We start from the raw sequence: 18,476 nt of genomic DNA, 5'->3' as shown, positions 1-18,476 counted from the left end.
GCGTGACGGCATCGGGGGCGAGCCGGCCGGAGAAGCACCGGCTCCGGTGGACCGCCCTGGTCGCGATCGCGGCCCTCATCGTCCTGGTGCTGATCCATCGGTTCGGATTGCCGCTGTTCGACGGCATCGAGGGCACGACGCTCGATGCGCGCTTCAAGCTCCGCGGGACCTTGCCGGCGCCGACCGACGTGGTGATCGTCGCTGTCGACGAGCGCACATTGGCCGAGGTCGGTCGATGGCCCTTGCCCCGCGCCCAGATCGCGGCAGCGGTCGACAAGCTGCAGCAGCTGGGCGCCCGCAGTGTCGGGCTCGACCTGCTGCTGAGTGAACGCGAAGGGGCCAGCGACGGTATCACCCTGTCAGTCGGCGACCTGGCGCTGCGCGATTCCCTGATGCGCCAGGGACGCGCCGTGCTGGCGATGGCGGCTTTGCTGGAGCTCTCAGCCACGGCCGGCCAAAAGACGTTGGACGACCTTGCGACGCTGGGTTATCGCGTGGTGTCGCGCCCTGCCAGTGGCGGTTTCGAGCCGCCGCGCGCGCCCGGCGCGCTGCTGCCGATCGAACCCTTCCGCCACGCCGCCATCGTCGGCCATGTGAATCTCGCACCGGACCGGACGGGCGCGCAGCGCAGCTTCCAGCCGGCGATCGCCATCGGCGATGTGCTCATCCCGGCCTTCGCGGTGCAACTGGCACGGCTGCAAATGGGTCTCGGCGAGAACGAGATCGCCCTGTCGCTGGACGGGCAATTGCAGCTGGGCGACCGGCGAATCCCGCTCGACAACGATCTCAGCATGCCGATCGATTATTATGGCCCGGCCGGCAGCATCGCCACCGTGTCGCTCGCCGACCTCATGGCGGGCAAGGTCCCGGCCGACGCGATCGCGGGCCGCGCGGTGCTGCTCGGCGGTACGGCGCTCGGCCTGGGCGATCGCAGCATCACACCCTTCGCGCGCGAACTGCCCGGGGTCGAGGTTCTGGCGACGATCACGGCCAATCTGCTGCATGGCCCGAGGTTGCTGAGAACGGGTGCGCTTCGCGCCTGGGAGTTCGCCGCCATCCTGCTGCTGGCGGGCATGACATGGATCACCGCCAACCTGCGCAACCCGCGCCTGGCGCTGATCGCCACCCTGGGGGTGGCGCTGATCTGGCCGATCGTGACGACGTTCGCATTCACGCAGTTCAATCTGTGGCTCAACATGGCGGTGCCGACCTTTGCCGCGGTCATGACCGCGGCCATCGTGTTGCTGGGTCGGGTCGGCCAGGAGCTGCGGTTGCGGCGGGAGGCCGAACGCCAGCGCGGTAATCTCGCCCGCTATATGCCGCCCTCCATGGCCGAGCAGATGGCGTCGCAGGAACAGCCCGGCTTCTACGAGCGCGAGCAGCTCGCGGCCATTCTCTTTGTCGATCTCGCCGGCTTCACGCGGTTGAGCGAACGGCGCTCGCCCGGCGAGACGGCGGACTTCCTCAAGGCGTTCCACGGCCGGCTCGAGGCGGTCGTGCTGGCCCATGGCGGTGTGATCGAGCAGTTCGCCGGCGACGGCGCCATGGTGATCTTCGGTCTGCCGCAGCCGAAGCCGGAGGATCCGGTCTCGGCGCTGGCCTGCACGCGGTCGCTGATCGCGGCGCTGGCGCGCTGGCATCCGGAGCTCAGGCCGCGCGGCGGTCTGCATTTCGGTCCGGTGGCGATGGCGCGGCTGGGCGGTGCTGCGCAGTCGCAGCTCGCGGCGGCCGGCGATATCGTCAATGTCGCGAGCCGCCTCGAAGCCTTCGCCAAGACGAAGGGGGCGGCGATCGCGGCGTCGGATGCCGCCATGCGGGCGGTCGCCGCCGCCGGGCGCGAAGACCTTCTGGCGGGTTTCACGGTCCTGGCCGATCAGCCGATCCCAGGCCGGGAGGGCCGCATCACCGTGTGGGTCGCGCCGATGGCGGCGCTGCTCGACGCCGCGGGCGCTTAACGCGCCACCGTCCGCCGTTCGAGCCCCCGAAACTCGACGAACTTGACCATCCGTTTCCAGAGATAATCGCCATAGCGGAAGGGCGCCAGCGGTGGCTGTCCCGACGTCGCGAGCGGCTGGATCAGCGCCTCCGCGCCCGGCTCGTAGAAGAACGGGATCGAGAGGCGAGGGCTCGCCGCGGCGAGCACGCGATGCTCGGTCGCGCGCACCCGGCCCTCGGTCCAGAGCTCCAGCAGCTTCCCGAAATTGACGACGAGCGAGGCTGGTTGCGGCGGCACGTCGAGCCAGCGTCCATCGCGTCCGCGCGCCTGCAACCCGCCGGTCGAGTCCTGGTTCAACAGGGTCAGGATTCCGGAATCGGTATGAGGCGCTCCCACCAGCTGGCGCACCTCGCCCTCATGCTCGACGGCGATCGCGGGCTCGGCGCCGCGGAAGGATTCCGGCGGACGCAGCGGATAATGGATCATCCGCAGGGTGGAGATGCCTTGCGCGAAGGGCGCCGCGAAGACGGCTTCGTCGATCGCGAGGCCGCGCGCGAGCGAGGCCATCAGCAGGGCGGCGATCTGCTCCATTGCGCGGTAATAGCGCGCCGCCGCCTCGCGCCAGCCAGGCAGGCTGCGCTCGTCGGGAAGCGGCGTGGGTTCCAACAGCGGATCGTCGTCGGCCTGGATGCGCGGCCCGTGGGCCAGATCGGGCCCGAGATCGATGCCCTCCTTGTAGGTGGCGGCGCCATTCTGCACCGGGAAATAGCCGCGATAGACGTTGGCGTTCCGGGGCGCGAATTTCTGCCGCCACAGGCGGCGCTTCTCGGCTTCGGGCAGGGCGAATATCGCCGCGAGGTCGGCGCGGCTCCGCTCGTCGAGCGGGCAGTCGCCCGCCAGACGGGTGACGATCACGAAGCCGGGCCCCGTTGCCGCCGCGGCCAGCGCCCGGTCGACGCTGTCTCGGTGCTCGACGTCGGCACCGAACAGGGGCGAGATATCGAGGGTGGGGATCATAAGAGCTGGATGCTAAAGCGTTCGGGGCTTGCGGGCATGGCGAAAGAAAAACTTAAGCCTGCGCTCAGTTAATCTCTATTCATTAAGTCGGGATTTAGCGGTAGCGTCGATTCAGATCGTGGAGCGGTTTCACGATCAGCCTCTGCTGTGCGTTCCTCCTTAAAGGCGTCGGTGGCCAAAGCCATCGACGCCATTTTTTTTCGGGATCGCGGATGGGCGGCGCGGACCTCAGCGCAAGGGCGGCCGCGGCGTGGCCAGGTCCTTGCCGTCATACTCGCCGCCCAGGCTGGTCGCCTCGGTGATCCAGTCATGGTGGTAGTTCAGATGCCCCTGATGGGCGCCGGCGACGTCGATCGCGAGCGTGATGTCGTCGCTGTTGTCGCCCTCCTGATGAGCGGAAGCGGTGCCCGAGATCCGCAGCTCCGGCCATAGGCCGCAATTGCGGAAGCGGTATTCGCGGCCGGTCTTGGTCTCGCGCGCCTCGATCTTCCCGCCATGGTCGCAGCCGATGGAGACCGGATCGGATCCGAGGTCCCAATAGAACTCCGGGAACCGTTCGAGCTCGACCTCGACGCCGCGGGCGACCTTGAGCGGGTCCTTGGCGTCCGCGGGATCGGTCAGGGTCAGGGGGACGTAGCTGCGCGTCAGGGCCGTGTCGCAGATCTGCTCATGGGCGATCGGGATCTGGTCGTCGAGCATCAGTCCCAGAACGACCTTGTCGGGGCAGGCGTCGTCGCGGCCCATGATGACGTGGGGCCCGCCCTGCATGGTGATCATGTAGCCATTCTTGACGCGGTCGAACACGGCATAGCCGTTGGAGATCGGCGTCGCGGGGTCGGCGTCCGAATTGAGGATCACGGTCGGGTAGCTGCCGCCCGTGAAAGCCTTGGGCCGCCCGACCTTGCCCTTCGCCGGCCAGAAGGCGCAAGGCAGCCGGTCCGAGACATAGAGTTGCGGGAAATGGGGGAACGCCGTCGACCGGGTCTTCGCCTCGGCCAGGATCGACTTGGCGAGCGCGGTCGGATCGGCGCCCGGCTCGGCATAGTCCTGGCAGCTGATGCCGTAATAGGCGCCGAGATAGAAACCGCTATAGCCCAGCGCCTCGAGCGTCAGGGGATCCAGGGCGAGGTTGTAATAGGCGAGGCGGAGCAGCGGCACGAGATCCTCATGCCCCGCAGCCGCCAGCGCGCGGATGAAATCGCGCCGGTCGCCGGGTCCATAGAGCGCGCTGAAGGCGGCTCCTTCGAGCATCCCGCGGGTGAGCTGGCGGCGGGCCGACCCGTCCGGCAGGGGATAATCGACTGCGATCGGGGCCTTGGCGAGCCGGGCGGCGAGCGCGTCATAGACCGTCGCTGCCGGTGCCGACATGTCGGCATGGCAGTTCGACTTGTCGTCGCAGGCGGCGAAGAGGCGGGCGAGGATGCTTTCGGCGGCGCGGCCGTCTTCCGCCGCGTAACCCTCGGCGTCGAGATTGGTGTCGATGACGCCGTCGAGGATGACGCCTGCGATCGCGTCGGGAAATGCGACCGCATATTGCTGGGCGAACTGGGTGCCGTAGCTCTCGCCATAGAGCCAGACCTTGGGCGCGCCGATCGCCTGGCGGAAGGTCTCCAGATCGCGGATCGCCTGGTCGGTGCCGAGATAGGGCAGGAGCTCGGTGTGCTTCATCTCCTTGATGCAGCCGGCGACGAAGGTCTTGGTGAGATCGACGGCCTCGTCCGGCTTGTCGAGATCGATCGTGGCCATGTCGTAGACGGCGCTGGCCTTCGGGCAATCCATCGCGTTGCGGTCGCCGGTGCCGCGCTGATCGAGAAAGACGATGTCCATCTCCTGGCCCAGCCGGGAATTGTGGTCCGACAGCGAATCCTCCGCGGCTTCGAGGCCGCTGCTGCCCGGACCGCCCACGAGATAGATCAACAGGCCTTTGCTCGGTTTCTCCGAGAAATGCACAGCGAAGTCGATGTCGACATGGCCCTTGGGATCGTTGCCCAGCTGATCGAGCGGCATGGTGAGGGTGACGCAGGTGAGCTTGCTGTCCTTGCACTGATGCGCGCCCAGCTTGTCGAGCGCCGCTTCCAGCTTGTTGGAGCTGAGACTGGAGGTACTCTTTGGCGGGGTCGACGCGGTCAGGAACAGCAGGACCAGCGCCGCGGACAGGGCGGAGGCCAGGCGAAAGCTGGGCGAGGAGGGCATCATCGGGCCTTCAAGGATGAACGTCAGGTCATGCAATCACGCCCCCACCCCCGGGCGCAACCGGCGCTTTCGCGGCTGCGCGGCAGAGACGGCGCGATCGTTACCGCCGGCTTGCCGGAGCCGGCGTGAATTCTTGGACACAACACGGGCGTGTGAATGGCGGCAGGGCGCATTCGGCATAATTCCCATCATGGATCCGGACCGCAACCCGGTCGCGCCTTCGGCAGCTTGCCGATCGCGATCGGGCCTGTTCCGGGAGGGTCCTTCAGCAACGTCAAAGGTCTTCGATGTTCAGCACCACCCCGCGTCTCCTGCTGCCCCTGGCTGTCCTGTTCGCACTCGGCGCCTGTTCCACCGGACAGCATGCCGATCCGCAATTGAGCGAGATGTACAAGTGCAACGGCGCCGCCACCGACAACAGCTATTCCATATGCGATAAGAAAACCCATCTGGATCAGCCCTTCGTTCCGCCGCACCACAACATGGTCTCGGACATGCGGGCCAAGGAGGATATCCGCCTGGTCGGGCGAACCTTCGACGGGCTGAATGTCTACACCTTTCGCTACAAGGGCGACGACGTCACGCAGATGGGCGTGATGGCGCAGGAGGTGGCGAGGGTCCATCCCGATGCGGTGGTTCCGCTCGCCGACGGTTATCTGTCGGTGGATTACAGCCGCATCGGCAGGCCTGCCGCGCCCTGACCCCATTGGCGAGGATGGCCAACGATGCCGAGGGCGCGGCCCTCATCGGTCCGGGCGCCCTGGCCATTCCCCGCGGCGCCGTGCCGGGGAACTCGGTCAGCGCTCCAGCGCGAAGACCCCCAGCGCCAGAATGCCGACGGCCCAGCAGTAATAAGCGAAGGGGTTGAGGGCCTGAAAGTCGTGCTTCCTGAAATAGCGCATCAGGAACCAGACCGAGACGAAGGCAACGATGCCGGCCACGAGGCCAGACAGCAGGGCGATTTCGGTGATGCTGCCGCCTCCCGGCTGGCGCAGCATCTTGGGGATTTCGAGGATGGCGGCGCCGATGATGATCGGTGTCGCGATCAGAAACGAGAAGTGCGCCGCCGCCTCGTGATGGAGGCCGCGCAGCAGGCCGCCCACCATGGTGGCGCCGGAGCGCGATATGCCGGGGATCAGCGCTCCGCATTGACAGAAGCCGACGATCAACGCGTCCCGCCAACTCATTTGCCCCAGATCGTTCCCGTCGGCCCGATCGACGGCGGCGCGGCGCAGCCGATCGCCGAAGAAGAGGACGAGGCCGTTCACGATCAGGAAGACCGCGGCGATCACCGGCGTGCCGAAGAGGTGGCGCAGCGGCTTCTCCAGGGCAAAGCCGAATATGACTGCAGGCAGCGTGGCCAGCAGGATCAGGCCGGTCAGGCGGCGACCGGCGGCGCATTCTTCCGGCGAACCGAATCCCATGAGCGTCGAGGCGAGGCGCGTCCAGTCGCGCCAGAAATAGAGCAGCAGCGCCGCTGCGGTTCCGACATGCAGCACCACCAGGAAAGGCAGGAAGGAGGGGCCGTTCTGGTCCAGGTCCCAGCCCAGCAGGGCGGGCAGGATGACCGCATGCCCCAGGCTGCTCACGGGAAAGAGTTCGCTCGCGCCCTGCAGGACGGCGATGAGGAGAGCTTGCAGCCAGGACATGACGAATCCTCAATATATCGATCGTAGGAGAAGCGTCGGCGGGGCCGTGAACCTAAACCGTCGAATGCTCCGGCAGCGTGACATTGATGGGACGCCGCGACGCCGACTCCGAACGGTCGGAGCCTTCTCGCAAGATCCGGAGCAGGACGGCATAGCTTGGCGTCGCCGCCGGCGCCAGTTACTTTGCGCCTCATCATTCGGCGGCAAGGGAGACGAAGCATGACGCGGACAGCGCTCGTGGTTGGGGCCAGCGGCATCGTGGGCAACAATCTCGCCCGCCGATTGGCCGGACGGGGCTGGAAGGTGCAGGGGCTCGCGCGAAGGCCGACCGCGATCGAGGGCGTGACGCCGGTCGCCGCCGACCTGCTCGACCCGGCGTCGCTCGGGACGGCGCTGGCGGGGCTCAAGCCCTCCCATGTGTTCTTCTGCAGCTGGCTGCGGCAGGCGAGCGAAGCCGAGAATATCCGCGTCAACAGCGCGATGGTCCGCAATCTGCTCGATGTTCTCGCTCGCGCGGGCTCCGTCGAGCACACCGCCCTGGTGACGGGGCTCAAGCATTATCTCGGCCCGTTCGAGAACTATGGGAAGGGCAACCTGCCGGCGACGCCCTTCCGGGAAAGCCAGGCCCGTCTCGATGTCGAGAATTTCTACTATGCGCAGGAGGACGAGCTCTTCGCCGCCGCCGCGCGGGACGGGTTCGGCTGGAGCGTCCACCGGCCGCACACGATCATCGGCTTTGCCATCGGCAACGCCATGAACATGGGCGTGACCCTCGCGGTCTATGCCGAGATCCAGCGCGAGCGCGGGCAGCCAATGAAGTTCCCCGGCCACGCGGTGCAATGGAACGGCCTGACCGACATGACCGACGCGCGATTGCTGGCCTCGCATCTGGAATGGGCGGCGACCGAACCCGCCGCGCGGAACCAGGCCTTCAACATCGTCAATGGCGATGTCTTCCGCTGGAGCTGGATGTGGGGCCGCCTCGCCTTCTGGTTCGGTCTCGAGGCGGCGCCCTTTTCCGGCGAGGGCGAGCCGCTCGAGCGCCAACTGGCCGGTGCCGGGCCGCTCTGGACGGCGATCGCCCGCAAGCGCGGACTGGTGGAGCCCGACCTGGGGCGGCTGGTCTCGCCCTGGCACAGCGATGCGGATCTGGGCCGCATCGTCGAGGTCGTGACCGACATGTCGAAGAGCCGCAAGCTGGGCTTCCTCGATTATCAGGCGACGGATGACTCTTTCTTCGATCTGTTCGCGGAGCTGCGGCAGCGGCGCATCATTCCCTGAGGCCGATGCGACCTTATGGGCGGCCGGCAGCTGCCAGTCCTCACCCGGGGCAGGACATCTTCGTCTTCAAGGCGGTCGCCGCCGTTTCCAATTCACGCGCCTTGTCTCCACAGCTATTTCCGGTCCGACAGGCCTCGTCGTAGAGTTCGATCGCAGCAATGGCTTCACAATCCTCGTGGCGCAGGAGGAAATCCGCGTAACGCTTCAGGTATAGCGGGTTCGATGGTGCCAGGGCGGCCGCCTGCTGGAACGCGCCGGCGGCCGTCTTTGTATCGATGGGCTCGTAGATGGTGCCACGCCAGACCTGAACCCAGGGATCGTGCTCTCCGAGCGGCAATGCGTTGTCGATATCGCGGCGCGCCTCGTCGATGCGCTTCGATTTCCGCAAGAGCCGGGCGCGGTCGGTGAGGTAGAGCGGATTCATCGGGTCGAGGGCAATCGCACGGTCGAGATCGGCCAGCGCCTCGGCGGTCTGGCCAAGTGCCTCCTTGGCGAGGGCCTGACCATGAACAGCGGGCCCGAAATCGGGGTCGTCCGATAGGATCTGGACGAAATCATTCAGGGCCTTCTGATGCGCGCCCATGGCCAGCTCCGCGCGGCCACGGCCGAGCCGGTATTCAGGATCGTCGCTTGCCGCGAGGGCTGTATCGAAGTGGGCGATCGCGGACTCTGGCTGGCCGTCGAGCCGATAGGTTTCACCCTTCACATATTCGAGATAGCCGGCCAGCCAGGCAAAGTCGGGATCCTTGCCAAAGCCCTTCTCGAGACTTGCCGTGATTTCCTGCAAGCGAATCAGGGATTCCTGCCAAGAGGCGCCGGCTTGATGCCAGGGGGCATAGGCCGAGAGATAGGTGCGATGGATCGCGGGCGAAGCGGGGAGATCGTTTACCGCGATCCGATACCACTTCTCGACCTCCTGCGGTTGGCCCCAATCGATGAAGAGTTCCAAGGACCACACAAAGCCCACAGGGTTCATCTCCTCGATGGCGAGGCCCTTCTGAGCATCCACAAAGGCATCGCGTTCCTTGATCTTGAGATCGAGCGCGAAGGCCTCATTGGCTGCCCGGAAGGCCTCGTCATAGCGCATGATACGGATCAAGTGGAACCGGTTGACGCCGCGTGCGACCAACGCCATGCCGGAGTTGGGGCGCTCGGCGACCCAGCGATCGAGCTGCGCCACCACGGCGGGATCAGAAGTCGCGAAGGCGCGGAAGGCTCGCGTCAGATCCCCCTCCGGACGTTTCTGAGCGTTGGCTTCGTCGTCGATCCGTTCGAGGCGACTATCGAGTTCGTCGAACTGCCCGCCAGCCAGCATTTGAAGAATGGCGCTCCGGTCGAGCGTTTCGCCGCGCGCCGGCGCCTGGATGCCAGCAAAACTGAGAAAGAGCAGAGCGCCAAAGGCCAGGGTCTTGAAGGCGGTCATGGTTCATCCCCCGAATTCTTGCCATTCACTCCGGCATTGCCAGCGACGTTTCCGGCTGCTGCCATTCCTTTCCCGCACAGCTTTGGCGTCGGGTCTGCTGGAAACTCTCCGTCATGCCGTCGAGATCGCCGACCATCTGACACCGGTTCGACTGCCTGCAACGCTCGCGATAGCTCGCTTGGACCTTGAGAAAGTCGCAGTCCCCGGTTTGCGCGAGGAAGAGGAGATAGTGCTCGACCCAATAGGGATCATTTGGGCCAAGCGCGATAGCGTTCTGGAATGCGACTTTGGCCGCGTCGTGATCGAAGATTCGATAAATCGACGCCATCATGTCCTGGGTCCAGGCATCGAACTTTCCGTAGACATCCGCATTGTGCAGATCGCGACGGGCGTCTTCGTGCTGGCCAATCGCGGCCAGGAGCAGGCTACGATACAGGAGAGGTTTGGGTGCCAGCGGATCCGCCGCGACGGCGGCGTCGAACTGCTCGATCGCGGCTTTGCAGACGTCCGTCGCGTCGGTGCCGTCTGAGTGCGCTTTTCGGCAGATCCGGGAATTCAGTCGCCCATTCTCAAACAGGGCGTCTTCGTCATCGGGGCTGAGTTCCAATGCGCGCTTCAGATCGGCATCGCGCAGTTCCAGCTTTTTGAGGTCTCCATAGGCCTCGGCGCGGGCGAGGAGATAGGGAGTCCGTTCCCGCGCCGACAAGGCCTTCGTAAAGCTTGAGATAGCGGCATCGATGTCCCCGGTTCGAAGAAAAGCTTCGGCCTCCATATAGTCGGCATATCCCTCCAGCCATTCGAAGCCGGGGCGGTCGGAGTATTTCTGCTGTAAATCGGCGATATAGGCTCTTTGCCGTTCCATGGCGTCGGACCAGGGCAATACGCCCTGCCACCAGGGAGAGAGCGACCAGACGCGGGCCCGATAGATCGCCGGCGAGTCCGGATTGGCCTGGAGAGCGGAGTCATAAATCTGCGCCGCAGCGATTTCGCCGCGCTGGGCCGTGGAGATATAGATCAGGTCGGCAAACGCCAGGGGTGATCTCGGCTCATGCTGGACTGTCCAGAGCAGGTCCTGGACCGCCGCGGTCTGCAGGCGCTCCATCTCGGCAAACTGCTCGGGCCGAGTCTGGGACGCAGTGCCGGTTCCCCGTGCCAGCCAGGCGATATGGTTGAGATACCGCCCGCGGGCGAGGTGAGCGGCGGCCGAGTCAGGGTGTGTCGCCACCCATTCATCGAGCCGTTCGCCGATCAGGGGGTCGGATGTCGCGAATTTGACATAAGGCGCATTCGCCAAGCACTCCGCGCATTCGCCTTCCACGAAGGTCGTCTGCAGCTTCTGCAGCTCGGCCTCCAATGCCTCGAACTTCTGCTGCTTCAGAAGGTCCAGCCACGGCTGCTCTTCGGCGCGAGCGGAGCCGACGCCGCATGCGACCAGGAAGAGGCCGATGAGGACTGCCGCGAGGGGGCGCGGGGGAATGAAGTGCATGAGCCGGGTCCGATCTCAAAGGTTGAAAATCCGCGGGCGGGTTCACCGCACCAGAGAACATCCAATTCATTGAGAGGGCGTAAACCGCGCAGGAGTTCGTCGCTTCGGACTCGCCCCTTGCCCAACACTTTGATTGCGCTCGATCGTTGGGCAAAAATTGAAGCAAGCATCGCTCGCGCCGGCGGAGAATCGGGTCGGTGCACCCTGGCTGTCAGCGTAGCGGCAGCGGGTCGAAGTTCAGCGTCGACCCGAAGGCCGGGTCGGTCATGGTGAAGCTGCGGCCGCAGAGGATCATATTGACCCGGCCGGTCTCGTCGATCAGCGGCAGCTCGAGCGATTCCATGGTGAGCCAGTCGGCACGGTGCCATTCCATGCGCGAGCGGCGGCGGAACGGGCGGATCTCGGTCGCCAGGGACCGCATCGTCTCGAGGATCTCGTCGGCGGCGCGGCCATAGAACACGTCGGTCACATACTTTCCCGAGACGTTCCGGCCCATCATGTCGACCAGTTCGCTGCCCACCAGCCGGTGCCGGAACCGCATCGGCTCGGGCTCCACGTCGATCAGATGGAGGAAGGGCAGGAGGCGGGTGATGTCCCGGGGATCGAGATCGCGACGGCTCGGCGCCGGCCGGTTGCCGCGTTTCGCGCTCCAATAGGCAAAGAGATCCGCCAGGCGATCGTCCCAGAAAAGGCTTGCCATCCGTCGTCCCCGCTTGTCGTCGCGGCAATCGCTCAAACCGGCCGGCGGGCTCGACGCCGTCTCCGAATCCCGTTTGCGCGCGGGCGCCAGAGTGGGCCGGGCCGACCCGCTTTGCAATCTGGCCCAATGGATAGGGGGCGGGGCGGGAGGGGCGGTCAGGGCAGGGCGAAGGCGCCGGCCCAGAGGCCCAGCTTCTGGGCCTTGGCGTGCTCGGCGGCCGCGCGGTAGGTCTCGCATTTGCAGTTGCGGTCCGGCACCGCCCAACCCTGACCGACCAGCCATAATCCGGCGTCCTGCCCGGCGACGCCGCAGCGCGCGAGGCGGCGGCCCTGGGCGTCCAGGTTCGACCAGTCGCAGGTCACCTTTCGCTGCTTCAGAAGCTCGGCCAGGCTCTGGCTCGACCGTTGCCCGCAGGCATAGTCGGCCCCGGTCCCGTCCTTGCAGAGCTGGGTCAGGGCCGGAGCCTCGATATCGAGCAGGCGCACCGTCTGGCCGTCGATCTCGAGCGTGGCCCCGTCGATCACCGTCGCGGGCCCGAACAGGATTTCGGCATGCGCGGACGCCATCGTCTGGGTCAAGGCCGCGACGGCGAGGCCCACTATGACAATCAGCGAACGCATTCCGAGTTCTCCGTGTGACGTTCCCGCGCGTGACTTGTGAGAGATATGGGGCGGCCATCAGGGCCCGTGCGGTGGCAGCAGGAATGTTCTAGCCCGGTCGGTGCTCTTCCAGATTTCCTAGTCACGATCATTGAGGAAGCCTTCACGAAGAAGCCTCCGGGCTTTTGCGTGATCGGGCGCGGGAAGGCCGCGACCATCGATAGCTTTAGCATCAAGGATCTGCCGCTTTCATCGAAATTCGCGAGGGCAGGTCGGAAGGGCAGGGGAAGATGGGAACTGGGTTTCGTCCGGATCGGATCGCGGCACTGTGCGGCTTCGTTCTTTTCGCGCTCGCGGCTTCCTTCCCCCATCCCGCCCTGGCGCAATCCGCGACCAGCGACAGCGGCAGCTCGACGGACTCCCGGATCACGGCGATCGAGCAGCAGATCCAGGCCTTGCAGCAGGAGCTCTCGCGCGTGAAGGCCGACCTCAGTGCCAAGGACGAGCAACTGCGGCAGTCGCAGGAGCAGACTAAGCAGGTTCAGGCGCAGGTGGAGGCTGTTCAGAAGGAGAAGCCGCTGGTCAGCTTCCCCAACGGCCGGCCCACGATCTCCAGTCAGGACGGCCAGTACTCGCTGGCGATCGGCACCCAGATCCAGTTCGATGTGGGTGGATATTTCCAGAACTCATCAAGCAACAATGCGCAACCCACGGGCGCGCAGGATCTCAACAATGGCGAGAATCTGCGCCGCGGTCGCCTCTTCTTTGTCGCCAAGATGGGCGACTTCACGCTGAACGTCACGCCCGATTGGGGCGGCTCGCCCGACGGCTCGCCCACGCTCTATGAGGCGAACCTCAACTACACCGGCTTCAAGCCGATCACCGCCACCATCGGCTATTTCAAGCCCTGGCTGACGCTCCAGGATTCGATGAGCTCCAACGACTTCCTGTTCCTGGAGCGGCCGAGCATCGTCGAGATCGCGCGCAACGTGGCGGCCGGCGACGCGCGCGCATCGGTCGGTGCCAAGGCTTCCGGCGACGACTATTTCGCCGCGCTCTACCTGACCGGCGGCACCTACGGCGCGCAGAACGCAGGCCTGCTGAACGACGAGCAGACCGGCGGGACGGTGCGCGTGGCGACAAGGCCGTTGCGGGGCGAGGACTGGAACACGCATATCGGCATCTCGGCCTCGAAGGCGTTCCACCTCAACGAGAACGACGCCAATGCGGGGAGCAACCAGACCATCCAGCTCCGCGACCGGCCGGAGCTGCGCATCGATCAGAACCGGCTGATCGATACCGGCGTGATCCCCGCCAATGGCGCGGATACCTATGGCATCGAGCTCGCGGCCAACTGGAAGAATTTCCTGGTCCAGGCCGAATATATCCGCATCGACGTCGATCAGGACCAGCCCACCGGCCCATCGCCCACGCTCCACTTCCAGGGCGGATATATCGAAGGCAGCTGGGTCATGACCGGCGAAAGCCGCAAATATAACCCGAGCGCAGCCGCCTATATGCGACCCTCGCCGGCCGATCCCTTCAGCTTCACGAACGGCGGCGGCTGGGGCGCCTGGGAACTCTCGATGCGCTACAGCATCGCCGACCTGAATTCGCATACGAACGACGGCGAAGCGCAGAGCGTCACGGGCGGCGTCTTTGGCGGCCTGCAGCAGGTCTATTCCGTCGGCATCAGCTGGTATCCCACCGACTTCGTGCGGTTCGAGCTCCAGTTCAGCTATGTCGATGTGGACCGCAAGGATACCAGCGGGACGCAGCAGGTCGGGCAGAATTTCGAGGATCTCGCCCTGCGGACCCAGATCGCGTTCTGATCTCCGCTAGATCGCGGTACCGAGGCCTAGCATGTTCCGGGTTCGTCGCGGCATGCATCCGGCGCCGAGCTGGCGCTTCATCTCGATCAGATCCCTGCCGAGGGCATCGAGCTCGGCGTCGGCGGCCTGGGCCAGGGGGAACATCTCCCGCTCCTCCTCGCCGAAATGGTGCTTCACATATTCGCCGAGCACGGTCACCCGCGCGTCGAAATGCGGGTCGTTCGCGCCCATGGATTGCAGGGTCCCGATCAACTGCTTGATCGAGTCATGCTCGACCTCCGCCTCGTCGAGGATATGGCTCTCGACCCCGGCCGCGCGAAACGCCGGATAGGCGACCTCTTCCTCGATCGTGGCATGGTCTCTCAGGGCCAGGCAGATCTCCCGGACGAGCGCTTCCCGCTCCTTGCCGATGCAGGTCCGTTGCCTGACCTTCTCGAACAGCGCCTCGACCTCCCGGTGGTCGGCCTTCAGGATCTCGATTGCGTTCAGCGCGGCGCGTGCCATGGTCTCTCACGAGTTTGCGTTTCAGCAACGCAACGGCACCCGCGGGGAGAGGTTCCTCCTCAAGGTGCCAGAGACGGCTCTTGCATAACTTACTTTGACATAAGTCGCTGATCTCAAAGTGCCTTCTCCTTCGAACCAAGCTACCGGTTTATATGTAGCCCTTGTTCCGCAAGCCACATCTCGACCTGCTGAGAGAGCCAGATGCCGAATCCGAGATACGCTGCCTACGAGCCCGCCGACCCTTACTTCAACCTGGTCCACGGGGCGCTGGGCGGGCTCGTCGATGGCGATCACTTCTTCGACATCCTCGCCGATGACGTCATCTACGAGGTCCGCTATGACGTCCCGGGCTGGCCTCGCGTCATCCAAGGGCGAAGCGGCCTGATGGCCGCGTTCAGGGGCTATGTCGACAATATCGCGCTTCAATCTGCGGATAAGTTGATCGCCCACAAGACAGACGACGGCCGTGTCGTCGTCATCGAATACGAGGTCCATGGAACGATCCTCGCGACGGCCGTGAAATACGACAATCGGTTCTGCTCGATCGTCAAGATCGAAGACCGAAAGATCACGCACTGGAGAGACTACATGGACTCTCTGGCCGCCTGGAACGCGTTGACGGCGCAGGCTCGCTAAACGCCAAGCACCAGGGTGGCGGATGGGGTGGGATTCGAACCCACGATGGCGTTGCCGCCATGCCGGTTTTCAAGACCGGTGCCTTCAACCGCTCGGCCACCCATCCCTCTGCTGCGGGCCATCACTTAGCATCCTGCCTGCGGCTGCGAAAGTCCGAGTTGCCACCGCGCCGCAATCCGGGTTTTCGGCTGGGCGCCATTCGGCCCTTGCTCTGGCGACCATAAGGTCAGGATTTGACCCGCAGCGCCGGCAATTCGCAGGCCTCGGTCAGAGACATGGCCTGTGGTCAACCCGGATGGCCCCAGGTAACATCGCTGTCGGATCGCGTCGACGGGGGCCGCCAATTGAACATAAGGCCGATTGCGCAACAGCTCTGCGATGTTCCGGCCGAGTGGCACGACCGGATTCTCTATAAAACAGCAAAGGGCGATCTCCGTTACTCCGAAGCCCGGGCGCGGATGCTCGCTGTTGCCGCCTGGCTGCAGCAAGAGCATTCACTCGCCGCCGGGCATCGCGTTGCCGTCTGTCTTCCCAAGACGCTCGAGACCCTCTGTCTCCTCTATGGCGTTCTGGCTGCCGGCGCCTGTTTTGCCCCGCTGCAGTTCAACGGCCCGCCCGATCGCCTTCATCGACAGCTGGCCAGCATAGAACCGCATCTCCTGCTCACGACGAGCAGGATGAAGCGAAAGCTCGAAGCGGAGGCCGGCGCGCCAAGGCTCCCTCCGACCGTCTGCATCGAGATGACGGATGAGGGCCGCGGGCTGGCGGATCTGGTTCGCGGAATCACGCCGCTGCCACGACCGGCGCCCGTGGATCCGAAAGCGTTGGCGGCACTCTATTTCACGTCCGGTTCGACCGGGGAGCCCAAAGGCATCATGGTCTCCTACGGGGGCATGGCCGGCACGGTCGCGGCGCTTGCTGCCGGCGACGCGGTCAGCGGCAACGACCGCATGATCAGTCTCATTCCGCTGCAATATGCCGCCTCGCTTCAAATTTTCTGTCCGCTGATCGGCGGCTGCAGCCTCCGGCTCGTGACGGATGAAGAGGCGATGTTCCCGGACCGGATCGCCACCATCCTGCAGCAGGAGCGCGTTTCCGTCTGGATCACGGCGGCGACCGCGCTGAGATTGCTGGTCGAGAGCGAACCGCTGAAAGGCACCCGCCTCGATGGGATGCGCCTTGTCATCTTCTTTGGAGAGCGCTTGCCGGTGCCTGCCTTGAGGGCGGCCATGCAAGTCATGCCGAACGCCGTGTTCGAAAATGCCTATGGCGCGTCCGAGGCGTTTCGGATCATGCTCTATCGCGCCCCCCGGCCCTTGCCGGAGGGTCTCGACATGATTCCTCTCGGACGGCCGACGGAGACCTATGACCTGACGCTGCGCAATGCGGAAGGGCAGCCTGTTCCCGACGGCGAGGTGGGCGAGATCTGCGTGGTCGGCGACACCGTCATGATGGGCTATTGGAAGAAGCCCGAGCTGACGGAGGCCAGCCGCATTCAAGGGGCCGCGCAATCCTACCGGACCGGCGATCTAGCGCGCCTCGGCGACGACGGCAATTACCATCTGGTCGGTCGGGCCGACTATCGAATCAAGCTGCGCGGCCATCGTTTCGACCTGGGGGAAGTCGAGGCCGCGTTGAAGGGCCATCCGGCGGTTCGCGACGCCGTGGCCATCGTCCTTGAAGCCGGGCCGTTCAAAGAACGGGTTTTTGCCGCCGTGCTGGCCGAGAAGGACGACAAACTCGGCGCTGCGCTGAAGTCGCTCTGCGCCAAGCGGTTGCCGGTCTTCGCCAGACCCGCCCGCATCATGCTCCTCAATCGATTTCCGCAGCTTCCCTCCGGCAAGATCGATCGGAAGGCGCTTCAGACGTTGGGCGCCCGACCCATCGCGCCGAAGGCCTGAGCATCGAGATCACGTCCGGGAATTCGATCCGCTGAACGATCCGGTCATGGGCGCCGATGTCGGGCCGAACGGCGCGCGCAGGATCGTCGACCGGGAACGGTCTTGCGGGCCGGAGGAAATCTATGCTCAGGCCAAGATAATCTCTCTCGGCGGCGGCGCATTTCGCTAGGAGGATTGCGCCTGCCGAGCCTCGTGGGGCCAGCCTGTCTTGCGTGCAAGTATAGAGCGGGATATTGCCGGGCGGTTGAGGGACTACGGCCGGCCCGGCGATGTCTCGTCGGACAAACCGAAGCGGGCATGCCCCAATAGGTCTATGATTTTCCGGGTATGCAGTGGCGGGCGTTCAGTTGCCAGCCGAGGTTTGCGGATCGGACAAGACGGCAGAAGCGCGGGGAGGCGCTTGGGAATGGAGCTTCGCCACATCAAATATTTTCTCGCGGTCGCCGAGGAGCTGCACTTCCGCAAGGCGGCCGAGACGCTTCATATCTCCCAGCCGCCTTTGTCGCAACAGATCCGCCAACTCGAGGAAGAGCTGAAGGTCCCCCTCTTCGTGCGCAACAAGCGGGGCGTCTCCCTGACGCCGGCCGGCAAGCGGTTCCTCCCCTATGCCCAGCGCATTCTTGCGGCCGTCGATTCCGCCATTCTCGTGACCCGGCAGGGGGTCCCCGATCGGGTCAAGTTCGGCTTCGTCAGTTCGGCCGCCATGCTGCTCTCGCCGGTCATGCATCGGTTTCGCGAGGCGCATCCCTCGGTGGATCTGCGCATGGTCGAGGCGAGCACCAGCCGGCAGGGCGACATGCTCCGGGCCGGCGAGCTGGATGTCGGGCTGTTGCGGGCGCCCTGGGCGAGCCCGGGTTTCATTTCCGAGATCGTCGCGCGCGACAAGCTCGCCATCATCCTGGCGAACGATCACCCGCGGGCCAACGACCCCAAGCTGAAGCTCGCGGATCTCGTCCATGAGCGTTTTGTGTTCTTTCCCCGCGAACTCGGGCCCGGCTATTTCGACTCCGTGATGGCGGCCTGCAATCGCGCGGGGCTCGCGCCGGAGCTGGACCAGATCGCGGGCTCGACGCTGACGATCATCAATCTGGTGGCGGCCGGCCAGGGCTTCTCCCTGGTACCGTCGCAACTGGCCGCGATCTCCAAGGGGGTGACGGCCCGCATCCCCAAGGATCTCGACGGCGACACGCTGCTGGTCGCGGCCTACGCCCAGGACAAGAAGGATGCCGAGCTGACGAGGTCCCTGGTCAAGATCATCAGGGCCTGCGCGCCGCCGTCGCGCGGATGACGTCTGATACGCTCGCTATATCACAGCATTC

General features: G+C 65.2%; 15 protein-coding genes and 1 tRNA gene. 7 read left to right on the top strand and 9 right to left on the bottom strand.

Annotated elements, in window-relative coordinates; translation table 11 throughout:
* Positions 1-2: 2 nt before the first annotated feature.
* Positions 3-1,955, top strand: coding sequence for a CHASE2 domain-containing protein (locus FRZ44_RS12880; RefSeq protein WP_151177574.1), 1,953 nt, complete (start codon positions 3-5; stop codon positions 1,953-1,955).
* Here FRZ44_RS12880 and FRZ44_RS12875 read toward each other — a convergent pair.
* On the bottom strand, positions 1,952-2,953 hold the full coding sequence (locus FRZ44_RS12875) for an isopenicillin N synthase family dioxygenase (RefSeq protein ID WP_151177573.1): 1,002 nt from the start codon (positions 2,951-2,953) through the stop codon (positions 1,952-1,954). The genes FRZ44_RS12880 and FRZ44_RS12875 overlap by 4 nt on opposite strands.
* Before the next feature lie 228 nt (positions 2,954-3,181).
* Entirely contained in the window at positions 3,182-5,182 is a 2,001-nt protein-coding gene (locus tag FRZ44_RS12870; protein WP_151177572.1) for an alpha/beta fold hydrolase, read from the bottom strand.
* Positions 5,183-5,433: 251 nt separating this feature from the next.
* On the opposite strand from FRZ44_RS12870, the gene FRZ44_RS12865 reads away from it, so the two are divergent.
* Complete coding sequence (locus FRZ44_RS12865; protein WP_151177571.1) at positions 5,434-5,847, top strand: tail fiber domain-containing protein; 414 nt, start codon at positions 5,434-5,436, stop codon at positions 5,845-5,847.
* 96 nt (positions 5,848-5,943) lie between these two features.
* Here the strand turns inward: FRZ44_RS12865 and FRZ44_RS12860 are convergent, their stop codons facing one another.
* On the bottom strand, positions 5,944-6,795 hold the full coding sequence (locus FRZ44_RS12860; protein ID WP_151177570.1) for an undecaprenyl-diphosphate phosphatase: 852 nt from the start codon (positions 6,793-6,795) through the stop codon (positions 5,944-5,946).
* A gap of 219 nt (positions 6,796-7,014) precedes the next feature.
* Here FRZ44_RS12860 and FRZ44_RS12855 point away from each other — a divergent pair, with 219 nt between their 5' ends.
* A complete protein-coding gene (locus FRZ44_RS12855) occupies positions 7,015-8,076 on the top strand; it encodes an SDR family oxidoreductase (RefSeq protein ID WP_151177569.1) in 1,062 nt (353 codons plus the stop codon).
* Positions 8,077-8,116: 40 nt separating this feature from the next.
* Here FRZ44_RS12855 and FRZ44_RS12850 read toward each other — a convergent pair whose 3' ends face one another.
* The 4 genes from FRZ44_RS12850 to FRZ44_RS12835 form a co-directional block, all read right to left on the bottom strand.
* Positions 8,117-9,499, bottom strand: a complete 1,383-nt coding sequence (locus tag FRZ44_RS12850) for a tetratricopeptide repeat protein (RefSeq protein ID WP_151177568.1) — start codon at positions 9,497-9,499, stop codon at positions 8,117-8,119.
* Between the two features lie 25 nt (positions 9,500-9,524).
* Complete coding sequence (locus tag FRZ44_RS12845; protein WP_151177567.1) at positions 9,525-10,985, bottom strand: DUF4034 domain-containing protein; 1,461 nt, start codon at positions 10,983-10,985, stop codon at positions 9,525-9,527.
* Positions 10,986-11,196: 211 nt separating this feature from the next.
* On the bottom strand, positions 11,197-11,685 hold the full coding sequence (locus tag FRZ44_RS27025) for a PAS domain-containing protein (RefSeq protein ID WP_191908565.1): 489 nt from the start codon (positions 11,683-11,685) through the stop codon (positions 11,197-11,199).
* Between the two features lie 155 nt (positions 11,686-11,840).
* Complete coding sequence (locus FRZ44_RS12835; protein WP_151177565.1) at positions 11,841-12,305, bottom strand: thermonuclease family protein; 465 nt, start codon at positions 12,303-12,305, stop codon at positions 11,841-11,843.
* A 269-nt stretch (positions 12,306-12,574) separates the two neighbouring features.
* Here FRZ44_RS12835 and FRZ44_RS12830 point away from each other — a divergent pair, with 269 nt between their 5' ends.
* Positions 12,575-14,116 (top strand): porin, encoded by a 1,542-nt coding sequence (locus tag FRZ44_RS12830; protein ID WP_151177564.1) that lies wholly within the window; start codon positions 12,575-12,577, stop codon positions 14,114-14,116.
* A gap of 6 nt (positions 14,117-14,122) precedes the next feature.
* On the opposite strand, the gene FRZ44_RS12825 is transcribed toward FRZ44_RS12830, so the two are convergent.
* On the bottom strand, positions 14,123-14,620 hold the full coding sequence (locus FRZ44_RS12825) for a hemerythrin domain-containing protein (protein ID WP_151177563.1): 498 nt from the start codon (positions 14,618-14,620) through the stop codon (positions 14,123-14,125).
* 201 nt (positions 14,621-14,821) lie between these two features.
* Between FRZ44_RS12825 and FRZ44_RS12820 the strand changes: the two genes are divergently transcribed.
* A complete protein-coding gene (locus FRZ44_RS12820; protein ID WP_151177562.1) occupies positions 14,822-15,256 on the top strand; it encodes a nuclear transport factor 2 family protein in 435 nt (144 codons plus the stop codon).
* Positions 15,257-15,272: 16 nt separating this feature from the next.
* On the opposite strand, the gene FRZ44_RS12815 is transcribed toward FRZ44_RS12820, so the two are convergent.
* Positions 15,273-15,362 (bottom strand) — tRNA-Ser (locus tag FRZ44_RS12815).
* A 169-nt stretch (positions 15,363-15,531) separates the two neighbouring features.
* On the opposite strand from FRZ44_RS12815, the gene FRZ44_RS12810 reads away from it, so the two are divergent.
* Together FRZ44_RS12810 and FRZ44_RS12805 are read left to right on the top strand one after the other, a co-directional pair.
* A complete protein-coding gene (locus FRZ44_RS12810) occupies positions 15,532-17,157 on the top strand; it encodes an AMP-binding protein (protein ID WP_151177561.1) in 1,626 nt (541 codons plus the stop codon).
* 406 nt (positions 17,158-17,563) lie between these two features.
* Positions 17,564-18,445 (top strand): LysR family transcriptional regulator, encoded by an 882-nt coding sequence (locus tag FRZ44_RS12805; protein ID WP_191908563.1) that lies wholly within the window; start codon positions 17,564-17,566, stop codon positions 18,443-18,445.
* Positions 18,446-18,476 lie beyond the last annotated feature (31 nt).

It is taken from the genome of Hypericibacter terrae (genome assembly GCF_008728855.1).
Lineage (GTDB): Bacteria > Pseudomonadota > Alphaproteobacteria > Dongiales > Dongiaceae > Hypericibacter > Hypericibacter terrae.
This window is presented reverse-complemented; position numbering and strand designations above follow the sequence as displayed.